The sequence below is a fragment of the Actinomyces gaoshouyii genome (assembly GCF_002076915.1).
GTDB classification, from domain to species: Bacteria; Actinomycetota; Actinomycetes; order Actinomycetales; family Actinomycetaceae; genus Actinomyces; species Actinomyces gaoshouyii.
The window spans coordinates 1,821,020-1,840,864 of sequence record NZ_CP020468.1 but is presented as its reverse complement, the minus strand read 5'-3'; the positions used below and the strand labels follow the sequence as shown (position 1 = coordinate 1,840,864).

Here is a 19,845-nt window from a genome sequence, read left to right as displayed (position 1 = left end):
TCTGCGGGCTTGAGTGGTGCGTCTCAACTCGGTCTCAGCAGATCATGTGGCCTTTCCCGGCTTGATACCTGGTCTTACAGGCGTGTAGTTTGGTTTCATTGCTTGATCCTCTTCGAAGGGAAGTTATCGTGTGGAACATCCTCGGCGACGGGCCTCTGGCACTGCCCGATGATGCTGACGACGCTGCGATCATCCTTCTCTTCGGGGGTGGGGACGAATCCGGTCCGCTGCCGTGGCAGGAGCGCGCGCTGTGCGCCCAGACCGATCCCGAGGCCTTCTTCCCGGAGAAGGGCGGCTCCACCCGCGAGGCCAAGCGCGTGTGCGCCAGTTGCGAGGTCCGCGAGGAGTGCCTTGAGTATGCCCTCGCCAATGATGAGCGCTTCGGCATCTGGGGCGGCCTGTCGGAGCGGGAGCGCCGCAAGCTCAAGCGCCGGGCCGTATGACCTCGCCGGGCCCCGAAGCCCGCTCGAGCGCCGAGGGCATTCCCGGCGCCGGGGTCGGCCGCGCTCAGGATGAGACCCTCGCCGTCGTCGTGACCGCGGGGGTCACTGCCTTCCTGTCCCGGACGCTGGTCGCGCTCGCGGCGCAGACCGTCCTCCCGGCCGCCGTCCTCATCGTCGACGTCGCCTCGCGCGCCAACGGCCTGGGCGACGGCACCCCCGTCGAGGAGGTCGTGGAGGCCTCCGGCCTCGACCTCGTCACCGCCGTGCGCATCCTGCGCGCCCCCGCCGCGCCCACCCTCGGCGGCGCCGTCGCCCGGGGGCTCGCCCTCGCCCAGGAGCGGGCCTCGGCCCGGCCCCGCCCGCAGATCGGTGACGAGGACGAGGGCCGCCCGCTCCTCAGCCTCGACCTCGACCCCTCCGACGCCCAGTGGCTCTGGCTTCTCCACGACGACTCCGCCCCGGAGCCCGACTGCCTCGCCGAGCTCCTCCAGGCCGTCACCACCGCTCGCTCGATCGCGTTGGCCGGCCCCAAGCAGGTGGACTGGGACAACCCCGATCTGCTCCTCGAGGTCGGGCTGCGGGCCACGGGCTCGGCGCGCCGCGCGAACGACATCGTCCCCGGTGAGATCGATCAGGGGCAGCACGATGACCGCAGCGATGTGCTCGCCGTGGGCACCGCGGGCGCGCTCATCTCCCATCGGGCCTGGGAGGAGATCGGCGGCGCCTCGCCCGACATGCCCCTGCTCGCCGAGGGCCTGGAGCTCTCCCACGCCCTGCGGCTGGCCGGGCACAGGGTCGTCGTCGTCCCGAGCGCCGTCATCCGCCACCGACGCGCCACCTACCTAGGCCTGCGCGGCGCCAAGGAGGGCGGCGCTCCCACCAACGCTGATGAGGCCGCCGGTGCGGACTCCCCGGGAGAGCGCGCCGGGTCCCCCGATGCCGGGCAGACCCCCGAGGCCGCCGCCTCAGCGGATCCACCGGATCTCGACCGCTCCTTCCGGGCCCGCCGCACCGCCCAGCTGGCCGCCTGGGCCACGATCTCCACCCGGCCCCTGCTCCCGCTGCTCGCCTGGATGATCCTCCTCGCCCTCGGGCGGGGGGCCTGGCGCCTGCTCACCAAGGACCCGGCCCTGGCGGGCGACGAGCTGGCGGCCGCCCTCACCGTCGCCTCCCGGCCCGCCCGCATCCGGCGCGGCCGGCGGCGCCTGGCCTCCTTCACCGCCGTCCCGCGCAGCGTGCTCGCCGAGCTCTACCTCGACCCCGCCGAGATCCGCGCGGCCAGGAGGGATCGGGGTCGCCAGGAGCGCCAGCGCCTCGCCCGCGCCGCCGCGCCCAGTGAGCTCGAGCTGGGCGAGCTCGCGATCCTGGCCTTCCGCCGCCGGCGGACCCTGGGGGTCGTCCTGGTCCTGGCCGCCATCTGCGGCCTGACCGCCCTGAGCGATGTGCTCACCGCCCGCTCGGTCATGGGCGGGGCGCTCGCCTCGCTCGGCGAGGACTGGCGAGCCCTGTGGGAGGCGGCCTGGAGTACCTGGGCGGGCTCGGCCGACGGCTACCCCACCGCGATGACGCCCTTCCTCGCGGTCCTCGCCCTGCCGATGGCCCTGGCCGGCGCGGTGGGGATCAGCGGGGACGCGCTCGTCCACTTGCTCCTGCTCGTCTCGCTGCCCCTGGCCGCCGCCGGCGCCTGGTTCGCCGCGGGCACGGTCACCCGCCGCATCGCCCTGCGCGCCTGGGCAGCCCTGACCTGGACGGCCGCGCCCAGCCTGCTGCTCGCCGTCGGGCAGGGGCGCCTGGCCTCGCTCATCGTCCATCTCATCCTGCCCTGGGCGCTGGTGGCGCTGGCCCGCGCCGTCGGCGCCGACCGCCGCGATCGCGTGCTCTCGGGCCTCGCGGGTGCCCACCGTATCTCCGACGACGAGCTCGCCCACGCCGAGAGCATCAGCAGCGCCCGCATCGAGGATCTCGGGGAACTCGGGGAGTCGGGCGAGCAGCACGGGCCCGGGGCCTCCGAGGCCCCCGGTCCGCCAGCGGACGATGCGGAGGACGGTGCCGAGGACGGCGTCGAGGCCCCGCCGAGGCATCCCCTGTCCGAACGGCTGGCCGCCAGGATCCAGCAGGCGGCCACCGAGGCCCGGGCCACCGCCGCCGTCGAGCACTACGGCCCCGGCTCCCCGACGGCCGCCGCCGTCGCCGGGCTGCTCCTGGCCGCCATCACCGCGGCAGTGCCCGCCACGGCCGCCGTCATCGTCCCCGCGCTGTTCCTGCTCATCGTCGTCAAGGCGCTCCAGGGAGCGCTCGGCCCCATCCGTGCCTCCGGCGGGGCACGGCGCCTCCTGCTCGCCCTCGTCCCGGCCGCCATCACCCCGGCGCCCGTGTGGTGGCGCGCCTGGCAGCTGCGCGAGGCCGGCGACGGGGCCGCGGCCCTCCGCCTCCTCGTCACCGACCCCGGCGCGCCCGTGGTCACCCCGGCGCCCGGCCGCACGGACCTGCTCCTCGGCTCGCCCATCGATCTGGCCTCGCTCATCCCCGGCGCGCACGCGCTCCTGGCCGTCCGCCTTCTGCTGGCGCTCGCCCCACTCCTCGCCCTCACCGGCCTGCTGGCCTCCGGGCGCCGGGGCGGCAGAGCACGCGCGGGCGCCCTCGCGGCGATCGGCGCCCTCGCCCTCGCCGTCGTCACCACCGGGACCATCATCGGCACCGATCTCGCGCCCAGCGGCGTCCGCATGACCGTGGCCGGCTGGCCCGGCGCCGCGCAGAGCCTCGCCCTGGCAGGGATGCTCGCCGCGGCCCTGGCCGGGGCCGACGCCGCTCGCGCCGCCCTGGTCCAGCGCTCCCACGGCTGGTTCCAGATCGCCGCCCCGCTGGCCTGCGCGCTCGTCCTCACCCCGCCCCTGGTGCTCGGCGCCGGATGGGCCCTCGCCGTCGCGAACGGCGACCGTGTCCCCGGTCAGGCGCGGGCCGCCAACCCGGGCGCCCCCCTCATGGCCCTGCGGCCGGCAGCGCAGCGGGTCCCGCTCATCGCGCGCGAGCTCCAGCGCGCCCCCGAGGCCAGTCGCGTCCTCGTCCTCGGCTCGTCAGGGACCGGGGACGGCTCCGCCCTGACCGCCTCCATCTGGCGCGGCGCCGGTCTCCTGCTCACCGATGCGCTGCCCGAGCCCACCGGCGCGCGTCTCGACAGCCGCGCCGCCCAGTCCGCCTCAGCGGGTCCGGCCGCGGACGGGTCCGCGGGCCTCGCCGACACCGCCGACTCCTCACTGGCGGCGGCCATCGCCCATGCCGTCGCGGGCCAGGGCGAGACCGCCGCCGACGAGCTCTCGGCGCACGGCATCGGCGTCGTCCTGCTGACTACCAGGCAGGGCGACGAGACCACGGCCACTGCCCGCGCCGGACTGGCCTCCACCCCCGGCTTGGAGGAGCTCGCGCGCACGGACGCGGGCGTCTCCTGGCGCGTCAGCCCCGGTAATGCCGCGCAATCGGCGCGCGCCGTCCTCCTCGAGACCGCCGACGGCGATGGCCCGAGCGCCTCCACCGTCCCGTTCACCGGCCAGGGCACCACCACGACCATCCCCGACTCCGTCTCCGGGGGCGAGCGCGTGCTCGTGCTCGCCGAGCGCGCCGACCCGGGCTGGAGCGCCGCCCTCAACGGAGAGCCCCTCCAGGCCACCGCCCGGACCGATGGCCGGGGCCAGTGGCAGCAGGCCTTCCTCGTCCCCGCCGGCGGCGGCGAGCTCACCCTCACCCATTCCTCTCTCGACGAGCGGATCCTCGCCGTCGCCATCATGACGGTCTGGGCGATCACCGCCCTGGCCGCGCTCCCGCTGCGTCGCAGGAGGTCCGCATGAGCCCCCGCATCAGCCTCGGGTCCAGCCCCGCTCGGCGCGCCGCCGGATGGGGTGCCGGGGCCCTCCTCCTCACAGGCGCGGTCGCCCTGGCGGCCTGGGCCGGCCCCGCTCCCGCGGCACCCATCCGGGAGGTCGGGGCCGTCGATGTCGATACGCCCCCCGGGACCGCGGCCTACGGCTGCCCCGCCGCCCCCGGCAACACCCTCGGCGGTGTCGACGTGCGGCAGGCCGTCACGACCACCACGATCCTCCCCATCGGATCGCCCGCCTCACTGAGCTACGCGGGCAGGGCCGTGGGTGCCGCGACCTCCACGCCGACGACGCTGACCGGTTCCCAGGGCTCCGGCGGCGGAGTCCTCACCGCCGCGCCCGCCGGCGCCGCCGGCGCCGTCACCTCGGCCACCGATGCGGGGGACCTGCGCGGGCTGGCCGCCGCGCCCTGCGCGCCCGCCCGCCCCGTCGCCTGGATCGTCGGGGGCTCGACCGCCCTCGGCTCCTCCGCCGAGCTGCGCCTGACCAACCCCGGCGTCACCACTGTGACCGCCCGCGTGCGCCTCTACGGATCGGCCGGGGCGATCTCCCTCCCCTCCAATGGCGAGGTCGTCGTCGCGGCGGGGAAGACCTCGTCCCTCCTCCTGGAGTCCGCCGGCGCCGCCGACCCCAGGATCGCCCTGTCCGTCGAATCCGACGGCGGGAGCATCGTCCCCACCCTCGTCGCCGAGGGACTTGACGGCGAGACCCCCGCCGGGGTGGAGATGCTCACCCCGGGCGCCGCGCCCGCCACCGAGCAGACCATCCCCGCGGTGGTCATGGCGAAGGCCGCCGAGCAGGGCTCCGAGGCCGTGAACGGGGCGGAGTCCTCCGACGAGCCCGTCCTGCGCGTGGTCAATCCCGGGGACACGACGGCCACCGTCGCGGTCGCGCTCTCCGGCAGCGCCGGCCCCTCCCCACTGCCCGGCGCGCAGGCCGTCACCATCGATCCCGGCTCTGTCTTCGACATCACGCTGACCGGTGTCGACCCCGGTGCCTACGGCATCCGGGTCACCTCCGACGCTCCGGTCAGCGCCGCCGCCAGGATGGTCCGCGTCGGCGGCGAGCTGCCCGCGGGCTCCGGCGCTCTCGTTCACGATGTCGCCTGGAGCCAGGCGGCCCCACCCGGTGCTCTCGCCTCCGCGACGGCCCTCATGCCCCGCGACGGCGTCTCGCCGGGCCTCGTCATCTCCTCGACGGCGAGCGAGGCCAGGACCGTGGACCTGGCCAGTCCCGATGGGGGATGGTCGACCACCGTCGACATCCCGGCGGGGTCGAGCGTGACGGCCCAGGTGCCGGCGGGTGTGAGCGCCGTGCGGCTGAGTGCTGCGCAGCCCGACGGCCTGAGCGCCGCCGTGCTGCTCACCCGCAAGGCCTCGGGGGACGCGGCCGGCCCGCTCATCGCCGTCCTGCCGGTCATCGCCGACTCCGCCTCGCAGCCCTCCACGCGGATCAGCCTCGGCTGACCAGGTCCGGGCGCGGGCAGCGATGCCGAGGACCGCGGACCGGGCAGGGCGTCAGAAGAAGTTCGGGTCGATCTCCTCCGGGCGGCGGCCCATCATTGTTGAGACCTGTTCGACGACGACGTGGCGCACGAGCGCGCGCAGCTCGGTGATGTCCCGGGTCCGGGAGACCACGGGCCTGCGGTAGACCACCACCCGCCCGGGCAGCCCCGCGCGGGGCTCCGGAGCGAAACCGCGCCCCAGGACGATCCCCGGCTCCCAGGGCGCGGGGTCGGAGGGGGGAACCTCCTCGACGGCGAACTGCACATCCGCGACGAAGGGGTGCCTCCGGGCCAGATCGTCGGCGACCTCGATGACGAGGGTGTCGAAGAGCTCGGCACGGGTCCGCCAGGCCGGCAGCACCGGGGGCATGAGCGGGCCGCGCAGGCCGTGCCCGTGACGGTCCCGGTGGCGCCTGGCCGATCTCGGGGCCGGGGCCGGGAGGGCTCGGGGCTGGAAAGGGCGGGAGCGTCTCACGCGGCCACCATACGTGCCGGGCCGAGGGGCGGCCGTGCGCGCCCCGCCGTCGCCCGGAGTGATTCGCTTGGCCGGGCGCGATAACCTGCGCTGGTGAGGAATGTGAGGAGCTGCCGGCGGCCCGGCTGCGAGAACCCTGCTGTCGCGACGCTCACCAGCGTCTACGCGGATTCCACGATCGTCATCGGACCGCTGTCAACGGAGCGCCGGCCCGAGGCCTACGACCTGTGCACCAAGCACGTCGAGTCCTTCACCGCCCCCAGGGGGTGGCAGATCATCCGTTTGGCCACCGAGTTCGCTCCCGCGCCGCCGTCGGAGGACGACCTGCTCGCCCTGGCCGATGCCGTTCGCGAGGCCTCGCGCGCTCCCAGGCCCCCGGCCCGGCCCGCCGAGCGCGTGGGCCGCCCCGGCGGCATCATGCCGGCCCCGCTCACCCACGATCCCAACGTCCTGCCCGACCACCTCACGGGTCTCGGGGACGGGGAGATCGCCCGCCGCGGACATCTCCGGGTCCTGCGCGGCGAGAAGGAGGACTGACCCTCTCTTCCTGCGAGACCGGTCGATATCAGGATTGAAACCGGTTACCGAACCGGTTTCAATCCTGATATCGACCGGTCTCGCTCATAAGAAGGGGTGATGGGTGATTGGGGTGGGATGCCCTCCTACTCGCCGATGCCGTGGGGCAGGAGGGCCATCCGGGCGCGAGTCGACTCGGCTGCGCGCCGGTCCTTCCATGCCAGGGCGAGCTTGCGATCCCGCCGCTCCGCCAGCACGGCCGCGAGGAATCTCTCCGGGTGCGTGCCCTCCGGCGGCGGGGGTGAGACGCTGGGGGAGATACTCGCGGCGAGCTCGGCGCCGATCCGTTCCCGCGAACGGGGCTCGATCGTCGAGGCTCGCTGCAGGAAGGTCCGCGCGACCAGCGCCAGGTCCCCCGGCAGGGCGCGCAGATCCGCCTGCTCCGCCCAGGACGCGAGCTCGGGCGGCATGAGGATCGGCGGTGCCGCGGCCGTCTCCACCTGATCACGGACCACGTAGGTCCCCGCGAGCAGATCCCCCAGCCGCTTGCCGCGCCTGGTCACCGCGCACGAGGCGATCGCCAGTGTCGCCAAGGCAGCGTAGATCTCGATGATGCCCACGAGCGCGCGGACCAGGCAGTGGCGCAGCCTCACGGCACCGCCATCGTCCCGCACCACTCGCAACCCCAGGACCCACCGGCCGATGGAGGAGCCTCGCGAGACGGTTTCGATCGTCAGCGGCAGGACGACGAGCCAGGTCAGGAGGATCAGTGAGACTGCGATGACTATCAGTGGATCCGGGGCCGCCGCGCTCATGGGCCGCAGTGACACGAGCGTGATGAGGGACAGGACAAGCCCAACCATCACCAGGCCGTAGTCGATGAGGCCGCTGAGCATGCGCACTGCGACCGAGGCCGGGGCGGCGTCGAGGAGCACCGCCTCGCCCGTGACGATCCGGACCTCCTCCATCATCCGCTCGGATGAGGCCATCGTTTCATCCTCCATGCCATGCTCCTAACTGTGGATATCGATGCCTTCACTGCCGCGCACCGCGATGAGTGGGAGCGGCTGGACGCACTGGCCGCGAAGCGCCGCCTGAGCGGCGCCCAGGCCGATGAGCTCGTCATCCTGTACAGGATCACCGCGCAGCACCTGTCCCGGTTGAGAACGACCGCGCCCGACCCCCAGCTCATCGCCGAGATGTCGGCGCGGGTGGCCCGAGCGAGGGGGAGGATCACCGGCCCCCGGGAGATCCGGGTCAGGGATATCACCCGATTCCTCACGCAGACGATCCCCCTCGCCCTCTACCGGGCGCGCTGGTGGGCCATCGGCGTGGGTACCGCGTTCACGGCGATCGCCGTCGTCGTCGGCCTGTGGACCCTGCGCAGCCCGGAGGCCATGGGCGCCCTCGGGACGCCCGGCGCGCTGGACAGGTACGCCGACCAGAGCTTCGAGGACTACTACTCCACCTACGACTCCCACGAGTTCTCCGCCCTGGTGTGGACCAACAATGCCCGGATCGCGGCGATCTGCATCGGTGCGGGCATCACCGGCGTCGTGCCCGCCTTCCTCGTGCTCATCAATGCCATGGCCCTCGGCCGGAGCGGCGCCGTCATGGCCGACCATGATCGCTTCCTCCACTTCCTCGCGCTCATCATCCCGCACGGACTGCTGGAGCTGACCTGCGTGTTCTTCGCGGGCGGTGTGGGCCTCAGGCTCTTCTGGGCCCTTCTCGCCCCCGGACCGCGCTCTCGTGGACGGGCGCTCGCCGAGGACGGCCGGCTGCTCATCACCGCTGCGGTGGGGCTGACGGGAGCGCTCGCCATCGCCGGGCTCCTGGAGGGCTTCGTCACCGCGGCGCGGATCCCGTGGCTGCTCAAGGCGGCACTGGGGCTGCTCGCCCTGGCGGTCCTGTGGGCGGCCGTGCTCGTCCTGGGGCGCCGCGCCGAGCGCGCCCTCGCCGGTGGCGACGACGTCGTGCGCGTCGATGAGATGGGCTACGCCGCGTCCGAGGCGGGCTGAGCGGCAGGCGCCGCCCCCGGACACGATGCCCGCAGGGCGCCGAGCCCGCCCCCGCCCCGGGCGCCCAGCCAGTGCCGGGAGCGGGCTCGGCGCTCCCATACTCCTTGCCGCCGTCATAACCGTCCAGAGGCCTTGAGCGCGAGGTAGGCGTCGGCCAGGGCCGGTGCCAGCCCTGCAGGATCGGCCTGGACGACCTCGGCCCCCGAGCGGGCCAGGTGAGCGCGCACCGCGTGCTGCTCGACGAGATCGCTCTCGGCGGCGGCGGCCGTGTAGACGGAGACGGGGTCGCCCCTCTCCGCCCGCAGCTCGGCGAGCCCGGGGTCGAGAGCCGAGGCGATGATGAGCAAGTGATCCTTGGCCAGCGCGGAGGTCGCGTGCAGCATATCCGCATCGGTGGCGGAGCCATCGATCCCGGTCAGGATGACGACGAGCGACCTCTGGGGGAGCAGCCGGCGCACTGCCGAGGTCATCAGCGACCAGTCCGTCTCCACCAGGCAGGCCTCGAGAGGGGCGAAGGCGTCGGCGAGCGAGCTCATGAGGGAGGCGCCGGACGCGCCCCGCACCTGGGCGCGCACGGCGCTGTCGACGGCGAGGGCGTCCACGCGGTCGCCGGCCCGCGAGGCCAGGGCGGCCAGGAGCAGAGCGGCCTCCATCTGGGCATCGAGCCGGGGCGCGTCCCCCAGCCTCGCCGCCGCCCGGCGCCCGGTGTCCAGGACGATGAGGACGCGGCGGTCCCGCTCGGGGCGCCAGGTCCGCACCACGACCTCCCCTCGGCGCGCTGTCGAGCGCCAGTCGATGGAGCGCACGTCATCGCCGACGACGTACTGGCGCAGTGAGTCGAACTCCGTCCCTGCGCCGCGCACCATCACGGCGCTGCGCCCATCCAGCTCGCGCAGGCGGGAAAGCTTGCTGGGCAGGTGGCGACGGGAGGCGAAGGGCGGCAGCACCCTCAGGCGCGCGGGGGCGACCAGGGAGGCCTGGCGCCCGGCGAGCCCCAGTGGGCCGAGCAGCCGCACGGTGACGAGATCGGCCCGTCGATCCCCGCGCCGCGTGGGCGTGAGTGCGGTGCGGGTCCGGCGCCGCTGCCCGGCCGGGATCGTCATTCGACTGCGCTCACCGGCCGCCCCGGCCGACGGCGCCCAGGCGTCGCGGACCTCGGCCACCGCGGTCCGCGAGCCGGTGTTCGTCACAGTCAGGGTGGCGGTGGCGGTCTCGCCGAGCATGATGGCGCCGTCCAGGCTCCGCCGGACGCGCAGATCTCGCGGCGACGCGGCCAGCAGCGCATCGGCTCCCACCGCGATCACGGTGGCGGCCAGGACGACCGCGATGGTCGCGGGCCGGGGCCAGATCAGGCCGGGGAGCGCGCCGAGGGCGAGGACGACGGCCGTGCGCCGCGCTAGGAACATGGCGGCTCTCCCCTCAGCGGCGCCGTGGAGGGCGGGAATCGATGAAAGGCCCGGGGCTCGCGCATGGGGCTCAGCGGGGGACGGGGACGGAGCGCAGGACGCCGGTGACGATCGCCTCCGCCGTCACGCCCTCGAGCTCGGCCTCTGCGCGCAGCCCGATGCGGTGGCGCAGGACGGGCAGCGCCAGCGCCTTGACGTCGTCGGGGGTGACGAAGGCGCGCCCGGAGAGCCAGGCCCAGGCGCGCGCGGCCGCGAGCAGAGCGGTCGAGCCGCGGGGGGAGACCCCCAGGGACACCGAGGGCGCCTCGCGCGTGGCGCGCACGAGATCGACGATGTAGCCCAGGACCTCCCGGGAGGCGCCGACGTCGCGCACCTGCTCGCGGGCCGCGAGGAGATCGGCGGGGTCGGCGACCGCCGTCAGGCCCGCGCTCGCCAGGTCACGAGGGTTGAAGCCACCGGCATGGCGGCTCAGGACCTCCACCTCCTGACCGCGCTCGGGCAGGGGCAGGACGAGCTTGAGGAGGAATCGGTCCAGCTGGGCCTCCGGCAGCGGGTATGTCCCCTCGTACTCGACGGGGTTCTGGGTGGCGATCACCATGAAGGGCGAGGGCAGGGGGCGGGGATCGCCGTCGACGCTCACCTGGCGCTCCTCCATGGCCTCCAGGAGGGCCGCCTGCGTCTTGGGGGGAGTGCGGTTGATCTCGTCAGCCAGCAGCAGGTTGGTGAAGACCGGCCCCGCGCGGAAGGAGAACTCGGCGCTGCGGGCGTCGTAGATGAGGGAGCCGGTGACATCTCCGGGCATGAGGTCCGGCGTGAACTGCACGCGCTTGGTTCCGATCGCGAGGGCCCGGGCCAGGGAGCGCACGAGCAGTGTCTTGGCCACGCCGGGCACGCCCTCGAGCAGGACGTGCCCGTCGGCCAGGAGGGCGATGACCAGCCCGGTGATGGCGGCATCCTGGCCGACCACCGCCTTGCCGATCTCCGATCGCAGGGCGACGAGGCGGGAGCGGGGATCGGGGCCGGCGCTCTCCGCCCTCCGAGCGCTTCCGGGGGCACCGGAAGCGTTCGGGCTTCCAGGCGGGGCCGGCGCCGCGGGGGAGCGATCGGCCTGATCGGGTCGGCCGGTGTCAGTGGTGCTCATGATGAGTGGACCTCGCTCTCGAGTCGGTCGAGCTGGGCGGCCAGGTCCGAGAGGGACCGGTCGTCGGGGGGCGTGGGGCCGTAGAGGATGCGGTCGACGTCGGCCGGCCGCAGGCGCCCGTCACGGCACAGGGCGTCGATGAGCTCGCCTCGCCCGGCGCCCGTGGGCAGCCCGAGGCGCTTGCCGAGGCGCAGGGCCGTCCCCGCGCGCAGGGCGGTGGCGGCACGGCCGCGGTCCCGGGCTCGCCGGTAGAGGCGGCCCCTGCCGATCGTGGTCTCCGTGGAGCGCACGACGGCGGGCAGATCCTCGACGACGACGCGTCCGAACCGGCGGCCCTGGACGATGGCCAGGGCGAGCGCCGCGATGGTCAACTGCACCAGGACGACCGGCAGGAAGCGGGGCATCGATGGTTCGTCCCAGATGCTCCGGCTCCGCGCCTGAGCGGCGTCGTACCACACGACGCGCTTGGAGACGCCGATCGCGCGGATCGCCAGCGCCGCGTTCCCCTGATCGGTCAGCTGGGAGTTCATCGCGGTGTCGGGCCAGGCCAGGACGCGCAGAGTCCCGCCCGAGGGGAGCGGCGCCGTGGCGTAGCCGTACATGCCGTCGGCGACGGGGAAGCAGCCCGTGGCCCCCTCCGCGCCGCCCAGTCCCACCGAACCGCGCCCGGCCGGGATGGTCCCCGCGGCCTGGGCGTCGACGTCGCCGCACTGGGCGCTGACAGTGGCGCCGGGGGCGGCGCTGACGCCGCTGGGCGTGAGCTCGGTGAGCCCCCCGAGGTTGTTGTCGAGGGCGCCGAGGACGACGACGTCGCCGCCGGCCGAGGCGAGCCGCTCCCGTTCCTCGTCGCTGAGGCGCCCGGCGTTGATGAGGACGACGGTCGCGCCCTCGGCTGAGGCCTCGCGCGCGGCGCGCGCGGTCGAGACGGCATCGACCTCGACGCCCCACTCGCCCACGAGGGCCGTGAGGGCCTTCGCCCCATTCGAGTGCGGGTTGTCGATGGCCAGCGGCTCGGTCGACTCAGGGGGCTTGAGGGCCTGGGCGAGGATGACCAGGACGAGCAGGGCGAGCAGCGCGAGGAGCCCTGGCCTCCAGGAGCGCAGGCGCTGATGGATGGTCGCGCCGATGACCTGGCCCCCACCCGCGCCCGCCGGCCCTGGCTCCGGGGGCACTGGGACGAGGGGCGCGGTCCCGGGGCGCGCCCCAATGGGGGTCACCGGCGCGCCCCGCTCGCGGTCGGAGCGCCAGCGGGGCGTCCGGCGCGGGCCCTGGCGCCCGGCTGCGCGCGGCCCGCCTGGGCCTCGACGTCGCCAGCCAGGGCCCGCATCCAGGCGTCCTCATCCGGGCTGGCCACCACGTCCCCGTAGCGAACGGCGTCGAAGAGGCGGGCGCCGGTGTGGAGGTCGGCGGACAGCTCGGGCAGCGCGCTCGCGGCGAGCGCGGCCGCCTCGTGGGAGGTCAACCCCGGGTAGTCCTCGAGGATGGAGAGCTCATCGAGGAAGCGGATGATCGCCCGGAAGCGGTCGACGACCGCGGTGGCGAAGTCGCCCCGATTAGCGGCGAGGTCCGCGGTGCTGGTCAGGGCGGCCGCGTCGCGGTCGTCCTCGAACAGCGGGCCGCGGACGTCGCCGCTGAGCCTGGCGATCGTGACCCGCCTCGCCATCGCGCCGATGATGACGATGAGGGCCGTCAGCGCGAGGACCACGATCGTCACGGAGGCCCACGGCGGGATGCCGGGGATGACCGAGCCGAGATCGATATGGTGCTGGAGCCATTGCCAGATCGCCGTCAGCGGGTCGGTCCTCTCGGCGTAGGCGGGCTTCGCCAGCTCGCGCCGGGCCGCCTCGCCGGCCTGCGAGGCATCCGGCGTCGCCGGCGGGCCCCCCGCGCGGGCGAGCCCTCCCGGCGCGCCCCAGTCCTGGAAGGCCGCCGTCTCCAATGCGATCATGCGTGATCCCGCCACCGCTCCGCCATGGTTCAGGCCTGGGCCGCGCGGCGCAGCTCGACGTCGAGGCCCTCGCCCCGCATGCGCAGGTCGATGTAGATCAAGGCGGACACCGCGGCGCTGAACGGCAGGATGATCGCCTGGACGAGATTGGCCAAGAAGACCTGCAGGGCCGCCATGAGGGGGAGAGTGCTGCTCCCGACGAGCACGTTGGCGGAGGCCAGTAGGGAGATCGGGAGCGTCGCCAGGCTCGAGGCGATCTGGGTGATGAGCATGGCCAGCAGGAAGGTGCCGAGTACCCGCCAGAAGGAGCCCCGGCTCAGGCGCCAGGAGCGCTTGAGCGACTCGATGATCCCGATATCCTCCAGGATGAGCGCGCTGGGGGCGCAGGTGAAACGGACCAGGAACACTCCGGACAGCGCGATGGCCAGGATCGCGACCGCGAAGGCGGTCAGGATGACGAGCAGGGCCAGGACCGGTGGGAGGGATGAGCTCGCATCCCTGATGATGCCGTAGACCGCCAGGAGGGCCAGTCCCCCGAGGACCGCGACGGTGGCGAAGGAGATGAGGCTGATGAGCGCCGCCTGCCCGATGAGGGCCCACATCCGACCCCTGACCCGGCCCCATACCTCGCTCGGGCTCACGACCCTGCCCAGGACGGAGCGGGAGACGGTCATGATGAGCAGTCCGGACAGCACGGTCGTCGCCAGGAAAGTCAGGACCAGCGAGCCCAGCTGGGACGCCAGGCCGAGCAGGAGGGCGGGCAGCTGCGCCACAGCCTCCTCGGGGGTGAGCGCTTCCCTCGTTCCCGGGTCCGGGATGATGGTCAGCAGGGAGTTCCCCAGGGAGTAGCTGCCGACGGCGTTGATCGCGCCGACGACCGCCATGGTCAGCAGTGCCGGGATGAACATCGCCCTGGGATTGGCGCGCATCGACTCGAAGGCGCCGGAGATGATGTCCCCGATGCCCAGCGGCCGCAGGGGGATGACGCCCGGCTTGGGGGCCACGAAGAAGCCCTGCGCGCCCCAGTGGGGATCGCCGACCATGCCCTCGGCCGACGGCGCCTGACCGGCGGGCGGGGTCCCGTAGGCGCCATAGGCGGGCCGCGCGGGAGTGCCGCTCGCGCCCGGCGAGTCCGGTGCCGGCTGCTCGCCGCCGGTACCGATGCCCTTAGGGTCCTCGGTATCGGGCTGAGAGGGGGGCAGCCAGTGACTGCTGTCATTGCTCATGCCCCCATGCTGTCACGCGCGGCGCAGCGCTCTCCTCCATCCAGAGGAGGAATCAGGGGGTCTCGGCCCATGGGCGGCCCAGAGGAGACCGTGCCCTCAGCGGGCCCGGGAGGCGCCCCGCATATCACAAGGAGGAATCAGTCGGGGTGTCAGCGTGTTCCCAGGTGGGATGGTCGTGCCAAGATACGCCCCATGAGCACCAATATCCTCGTCGTGGATGACGACACCGCCCTGGCCGAGATGATCGGGATCATGCTCGAGGCTGAGGAGTGCACGCCGTCGTTCTGCACGGACGGCTCGCGGGCGCTCGAGGCCTTCCGCGAGAACACGCCAGACCTGGTGCTTCTCGACCTCATGCTCCCCGGCCTCGACGGCGTCGAGGTCTGCCGCCTCATCCGCGCCGAGTCCGACGTCCCCATCATCATGCTGACAGCCCGCACCGACACGATGGATGTCGTGGCCGGGCTGGAGGCCGGCGCCGATGACTACGTCACCAAGCCCTTCCGCTCCAAGGAGCTCCTCGCCCGCATCCGCACCCGCCTGCGCCGGGGCGTCGACCCCGTGGCCGAGCACGTGCGCGCCGGCGACCTCGATATCGACGTCGCCGGGCACGAGGTCCGCCGTGGCGATCAGCGCATCGCCCTCACCCCCCTCGAGTTCGACCTGCTCCTGGCCCTCGCCCGCACCCCCTGGAAGGTCTTCACCCGCGAGGAGCTCCTGGAGAAGGTCTGGGGCTACCGGCACACCGCGGACACCCGGCTCGTCAATGTGCACGTCCAGCGCCTGCGCGCCAAGATCGAACAGGATCCCGAGCACCCGACCATCGTTCTGACAGTCCGCGGCGTCGGGTACCGCGCCGGCGACGCCCGCTGACCCGTGCGCTCCCGGCGCGCCCGATGGCGCCCGATCCTCCTCTTCCGGCACAGCCTGGTCGCCAGGATGACCCTGGGCGCGGTCATCATCGGGGCCCTGGCCACCGCCATCCTGTTGAGCATCGTCAACGTCACCATCCACCAGAACGTTTTCAACGACCGGCGCGACGCGATCCTGGCCAACGCTCATCAGCGCATCGTCGCCGCCCAGGCCGCCCTGGCGACGACGGTGGCCTCCACCTCCGAGGAGGTCTCCGCGGCGATTCAAGCCGAGTTGTCGGGGATCAGCGACTCCGCGTCGGGCGCCGGGGCGATCGGAGCCGTCGTCCAGGGCAGCGGGGAGTCGTCATCGGTGGCCATCAACACTCTGGCCACCGATGACCGCCTGACCGATCTCATCACGGATCGCATGGAGCGCGAGGTCCGCAATGGCCGGATCGGCCGGCAGTACTGGCAGTCCGTGAGCGTTCCCGGGGAGCGCGCCGGAACCGTGTCCGGGATGGTGGTCGGATCGCGCGTCTCCATGCCGCTGGCCGGGGACTACGAGCTCTACATCGTCTACTCCCTGGAGTCCCAGCAGCAGGTGGTGGACACGGTCAAGCGCTCCGTGGTCCTCACAGGGGTCGGCTTCCTCCTCATCATCATCCTGGCGGTGGCGGTCTTCACCTGGCGCGTCCTCATCCCCGTGCGGCGGACCTCCCTGGCCGCCAAGCGCCTGGCGGAGGGGCGCCTCGATAAGCCCCTGGCCGTCAACGGGGAGGACGAGCTCGCGGCTCTGGCCACGTCCTTCAACACGATGGCGGAGTCCATCCAGTCCCAGATCGACCGGCTCAACGCCATGTCCGTCTCCCAGCAGCTGTTCGTCTCCGACGTCTCCCATGAGCTGCGCACCCCGCTGACCACGATCAAGATGGCGGCAGAGCACATCTTCGAGCTGCGCGAGGAGATCGAGGACCCCCTCGTGCGCCGCGCCGCGGTGCTGCTGCACGGCCAGGTCGACCGCTTCCAGACGATGCTCACCGACCTGCTCGAGATCTCCAGGATCGACTCCGGGCGGGTCACGCTGCGCTCGGATGAGGTGGACTTGCGCGACCTGCTGTCCGGCGTCCTGGAGGACAATGAGGTGCACATCCAGTCCTCGGGCTGCGAGATCCGCCTCCAGGCCCCCGATGAGCCCGCCACGGCGGAGGTCGACTCCGTGCGCGTCCAGCGGATCCTGCGCAACCTCATCCTCAACGCGATCGAGCACGCCGAGTCCAACCCGATCGATATCACCATGGCGGTCAACGACGACGCCGTCGCCGTGCGCGTGCGCGACCACGGCGTAGGCATGAGCCCTGACGTGGTCGGGCGCGTCTTCGACCGCTTCTACCGCGCTGATCCCTCCCGCAAGCGCACCCTGGGGGGCACGGGGCTCGGCCTGTCGATCTCCGCCGAGGATGCCCATCTCCACGGGGGCTCCCTCCAGGCCTGGGGGTGGCCCGCCGACGGCGCCTCCTTCCTCCTCACCCTCCCGCGCGAGCTCGGCGAGGGCGGGACCCCCGGCCATTACTCCGAGCCCGGCCCCCTGCCCTGCATCCCCGACGACGCCCCCGCCGTCGCGCGTGTCAAGCCCCGCCGAGCCCCCGAGGCCGTCACCGGGACCGTCCTCGGACCCGGGCCCGTCTCGCGCCGCTCGGCGCGCCCCCACGGGGATGGGGAGGTGCCCCTGGCCGTCGCCGACGCCCCCGTCGCCCCGGGGCACGTCACCGTCATCGCCCCCGGCCAGGCGCCCACGGCCCGAACCCCGGAGGTGTCCGGCGGGAGGCCGTCGTGAGCGCGCCGCGCGGCACTCACGACTCGCCCCCTCCCACGCGCCTCCCGAGCCGGCGCGCGGCCATCGCGATGCTCGCCGTCGGGGGAGCGGGCTCCCTCGCGGCATGCTCCAGCCTCCCCATGGAAGGGGACGTCTTCCAGTCCAACGCCGTCGACGAGGGCAGTGACGTCCTCGTCCAGACGGCTCCCGGCCCCGTCGACGGCGCGGACCCCGTGGCGATCGTCGAGGGATTCCTGCGGGCCTGCACCGCCGGGCTCTCCGACGGCTTCGCCACCGCGCGCGAGTTCCTCGTCGATAGCGCGGCCGACTCCTGGCAGCCCATGACCCCCCTTCTGCTCGCCTCCGGCACCGAGCCACTGACCGTGCGCCGCGCGGATGACGGCGGGGTCTCCATTTCCGGGAGGCTGGAGGGCAGCCTCGACTCCACCGGCGTGCTGAGTGCTCAGGGGCTCGACTACTCCGAGACGCTCACGCTCGTCACCGCGGCGCGGAGGCAGTGGCGGATCGCCTCGCCACCGCCGGGCGCCGTCGTGCCGGGCTCCGTGCTGCGCACCGCCTTCACCCAGCAGAGCATCAGGTTCCTCAACGCCGCGCACGACCGCCCCATCCCCGACCCCCGCTGGCTGTCGCGCAAGCGCTTGGAGGAGGCCGCCCTCGAGGCACTCCTCATGGGGCCCGCCGCCTGGTTGAAGGACGTGGCGACCACCGCGATCCCCAGCGGGACGAGACTCCAGGACGTCAAGGTCGTGGACCGAGCGGCCACCGTGCGCCTGCACGCGGATGCCTCCTCCTGGGACTCCGAGGTCCAGGCGCTCGTCGTCGCCCAGATCACCGCCACTATGAAGGAGGTGAGCGGGATCGACACCGTCATCGTCATGGCCGGGGATCAGCGGCTCGCCGCGCAGGTCACCCCTCTCGACGCCGCCGCGGAACCGGGCGCGGTCGTGGGGATGAGCGGCGGCGCGGTGGTGCGCGGCACGAGCACGACCCGCGCCGTGCTCATGCAGCCCTCGACGCTGGGCACCACGGGCGCCCGACACCCCTCCCTGGGAGTCGATGGGGGCGTGTGCGTCGTCTCGGGTCCCAGCATCCTGAGGGTCGGGCCCGGTGGGACCCAGGCCGCCTCGATCCTGTCCGTCGGCGACTCGCCCGCGGACGCCGCCGACCTCCTCCCTCCCCGCCAGGACAGGCACCGCTGGATATGGACGGCCAGCCAGGGCAGGCTCATCGTCGTCGACGCGCGGGGCGTGCGGGCGGAGGTGGTCGCCGCCTGGCTCGATGGCCGCGGCGTGATCAGCATGGATATCTCGGCGGAGTCGGATCGGATCGCCGTGCGCCATCGCGATGCCGCCGATCCCTCCAACCAGTCCGGCGAGCGAGTGGATGTCGCGGCGATCATCCGCGACGGGGAGGGGCGTCCCACGCGCCTGGGCGATCCGTACCCCGTGGCCGGCCTGACGGGGCAGGGCGCCCATGAGCTCGCCTGGTACTCGGGCACCGAGCTCATCACCATCGAACCGTCCCAGGACGGCCAGGGCACTGCGAGCCTCGTGATCGCCTCCTTGGGAGGTTTGGAGGCCTCGCGGTCCCCGGGCCCGCCCACCGCCTCCGGAATCGCCGCCAACTGCCTCGATCAGACCATGCTGCTCTCGGACTCCGACGGCCAGTTGTGGGGCAGGGCCTCGGGGACATGGCGCGTCATCTCGACCACCGTCACGGACGCCGGCTACCCCATCGTGTGACGGTGCCCTGACCGGGAATGCCCCGGGCCCGCCCTCCCGAGGGGAGGACGGGCCCGGGCCCGGCGCTCCTAGAGCACCTGGGCGTCGAGGCGGATGACGCCGTAGGTCCAGCCGTGGCGGTGGTAGACCGCGCAGGGCTGCCTGGTGGACTTCTCGATGAACACGTAGAACGGGTGGCCGACGAGCTCCATGTGGTCCAGGGCCTCCTCGACGGTCATCGGCGTGGCGTCGTGGAGCTTCTGGCGCACGACGACGGGTGAGTCGCCCAGCTGGGACTCGACGGCGACCCCCTTCTCCGTGGGCACTCTCGGGGCCTCGTCGACCTTCTCGGCCTCATCGGCGACCTCGGCCGTCTCCTCCGCCACGGGGAGGTCCTTGGGGGCCGGAACCGTGTCGGTGCGGTGGTGGTCCTTCTTGCGGTCGCGGGCGCGGCGCAGTCTCTCGGTCAGCTTCCCCATGGCGATGTCGAAGGCGGCGAATCGATCGGAGGAGCTGGCCTCGGCGCGGATGACCGGGCCCTTGGAGATGACGGTGATCTCCACGCGCTCGGCGGTGTCCGCCTGGCGCGGGTTGCGCTCGTGGGTGACCTCGACCTCGACGCGCTGGACGCGGGGATCGAACTGCTCGACCTTGGTGGCCTTCTCCTCGATGTAGTCGCGCAGGCGGGAACTGATCTCAGCGTTGCGGCCGACGACGGTGATGTCCATGGTGGAACCTTTCTGGAACCTGGGCGGCCCGGGAACCGGGACCCGATGCGATGGGCACCCGCCGCGCCTCGCGGCGGGCTCTGGAGCGGTGGTCTCACCTCCTGCGCGTCGCGGGGAGTGCCCCGCGACGTCCTCGCCGGCGGAGCGGATCCGCCG

General features: G+C 73.5%; 16 protein-coding genes. 8 read left to right on the top strand and 8 right to left on the bottom strand.

What is annotated here, in order from left to right; genetic code table 11:
* The first annotated feature begins 188 nt into the window (after window positions 1-188).
* From B6G06_RS07590 to B6G06_RS07580, 3 genes are read left to right on the top strand one after another with little or no spacing between them, the layout of a single operon-like run.
* Window positions 189-443, top strand: coding sequence for a WhiB family transcriptional regulator (locus B6G06_RS07590; RefSeq protein ID WP_188640695.1), 255 nt, complete (start codon window positions 189-191; stop codon window positions 441-443).
* Window positions 440-4,285, top strand: a complete 3,846-nt coding sequence (locus B6G06_RS07585; protein ID WP_081171789.1) for a glycosyltransferase family 2 protein — start codon at window positions 440-442, stop codon at window positions 4,283-4,285. The genes B6G06_RS07590 and B6G06_RS07585 overlap by 4 nt, the downstream gene beginning before the upstream one ends.
* Entirely contained in the window at window positions 4,282-5,781 is a 1,500-nt protein-coding gene (locus B6G06_RS07580) for a DUF5719 family protein (protein ID WP_081171788.1), read from the top strand. Before B6G06_RS07585 ends, B6G06_RS07580 begins: the two co-directional genes overlap by 4 nt.
* Window positions 5,782-5,832: 51 nt before the next feature.
* Here the strand turns inward: B6G06_RS07580 and B6G06_RS07575 are convergent, their stop codons facing one another.
* Complete coding sequence (locus tag B6G06_RS07575; RefSeq protein WP_229657872.1) at window positions 5,833-6,294, bottom strand: metallopeptidase family protein; 462 nt, start codon at window positions 6,292-6,294, stop codon at window positions 5,833-5,835.
* Between the two features lie 93 nt (window positions 6,295-6,387).
* Here B6G06_RS07575 and B6G06_RS07570 point away from each other — a divergent pair, with 93 nt between their 5' ends.
* Window positions 6,388-6,831, top strand: a complete 444-nt coding sequence (locus B6G06_RS07570; protein WP_081171787.1) for a DUF3499 domain-containing protein — start codon at window positions 6,388-6,390, stop codon at window positions 6,829-6,831.
* 125 nt (window positions 6,832-6,956) lie between these two features.
* Here B6G06_RS07570 and B6G06_RS07565 read toward each other — a convergent pair whose 3' ends face one another.
* Complete coding sequence (locus B6G06_RS07565; protein WP_081171786.1) at window positions 6,957-7,814, bottom strand: RDD family protein; 858 nt, start codon at window positions 7,812-7,814, stop codon at window positions 6,957-6,959.
* A gap of 3 nt (window positions 7,815-7,817) precedes the next feature.
* Between B6G06_RS07565 and B6G06_RS07560 the strand changes: the two genes are divergently transcribed.
* The gene (locus B6G06_RS07560) at window positions 7,818-8,831 is read left to right on the top strand and encodes a stage II sporulation protein M (RefSeq protein ID WP_240494039.1); all 1,014 of its coding nucleotides are present in this window, start codon (window positions 7,818-7,820) and stop codon (window positions 8,829-8,831) included.
* Window positions 8,832-8,944: 113 nt separating this feature from the next.
* Here B6G06_RS07560 and B6G06_RS07555 read toward each other — a convergent pair whose 3' ends face one another.
* The 5 genes from B6G06_RS07555 to B6G06_RS07535 form a co-directional block, all read right to left on the bottom strand.
* A complete protein-coding gene (locus B6G06_RS07555; RefSeq protein WP_080462000.1) occupies window positions 8,945-10,237 on the bottom strand; it encodes a DUF58 domain-containing protein in 1,293 nt (430 codons plus the stop codon).
* Window positions 10,238-10,307: 70 nt separating this feature from the next.
* On the bottom strand, window positions 10,308-11,378 hold the full coding sequence (locus B6G06_RS07550) for an AAA family ATPase (RefSeq protein ID WP_081171785.1): 1,071 nt from the start codon (window positions 11,376-11,378) through the stop codon (window positions 10,308-10,310).
* Window positions 11,375-12,550: a DUF4350 domain-containing protein gene (locus tag B6G06_RS07545; RefSeq protein WP_240494038.1), complete on the bottom strand. Its 1,176-nt coding sequence runs from the start codon at window positions 12,548-12,550 to the stop codon at window positions 11,375-11,377. The genes B6G06_RS07550 and B6G06_RS07545 overlap by 4 nt, the downstream gene beginning before the upstream one ends.
* Window positions 12,551-12,591: 41 nt before the next feature.
* Window positions 12,592-13,326: a DUF4129 domain-containing protein gene (locus B6G06_RS07540; RefSeq protein WP_080461997.1), complete on the bottom strand. Its 735-nt coding sequence runs from the start codon at window positions 13,324-13,326 to the stop codon at window positions 12,592-12,594.
* Between the two features lie 29 nt (window positions 13,327-13,355).
* On the bottom strand, window positions 13,356-14,552 hold the full coding sequence (locus B6G06_RS07535) for a DUF7847 domain-containing protein (RefSeq protein WP_081171783.1): 1,197 nt from the start codon (window positions 14,550-14,552) through the stop codon (window positions 13,356-13,358).
* A 192-nt stretch (window positions 14,553-14,744) separates the two neighbouring features.
* Here B6G06_RS07535 and mtrA point away from each other — a divergent pair, with 192 nt between their 5' ends.
* The 3 genes from mtrA to B6G06_RS07520 are packed head-to-tail and all read left to right on the top strand — an operon-like array spanning window position 14,745 to window position 18,982.
* Window positions 14,745-15,425 carry an MtrAB system response regulator MtrA gene (gene mtrA, locus B6G06_RS07530; protein WP_080461995.1) on the top strand — a complete coding sequence of 227 codons (681 nt, stop codon included), beginning with the start codon at window positions 14,745-14,747 and terminating at the stop codon, window positions 15,423-15,425.
* Window positions 15,426-15,428: 3 nt separating this feature from the next.
* A complete protein-coding gene (gene mtrB / locus B6G06_RS07525; protein WP_268237213.1) occupies window positions 15,429-17,240 on the top strand; it encodes an MtrAB system histidine kinase MtrB in 1,812 nt (603 codons plus the stop codon).
* Entirely contained in the window at window positions 17,237-18,982 is a 1,746-nt protein-coding gene (locus B6G06_RS07520) for an LpqB family beta-propeller domain-containing protein (RefSeq protein ID WP_081171782.1), read from the top strand. Before mtrB ends, B6G06_RS07520 begins: the two co-directional genes overlap by 4 nt.
* A 68-nt stretch (window positions 18,983-19,050) precedes the next feature.
* On the opposite strand, the gene hpf is transcribed toward B6G06_RS07520, so the two are convergent.
* Window positions 19,051-19,689 (bottom strand): ribosome hibernation-promoting factor, HPF/YfiA family, encoded by a 639-nt coding sequence (gene hpf, locus B6G06_RS07515; protein WP_080461993.1) that lies wholly within the window; start codon window positions 19,687-19,689, stop codon window positions 19,051-19,053.
* Window positions 19,690-19,845 lie beyond the last annotated feature (156 nt).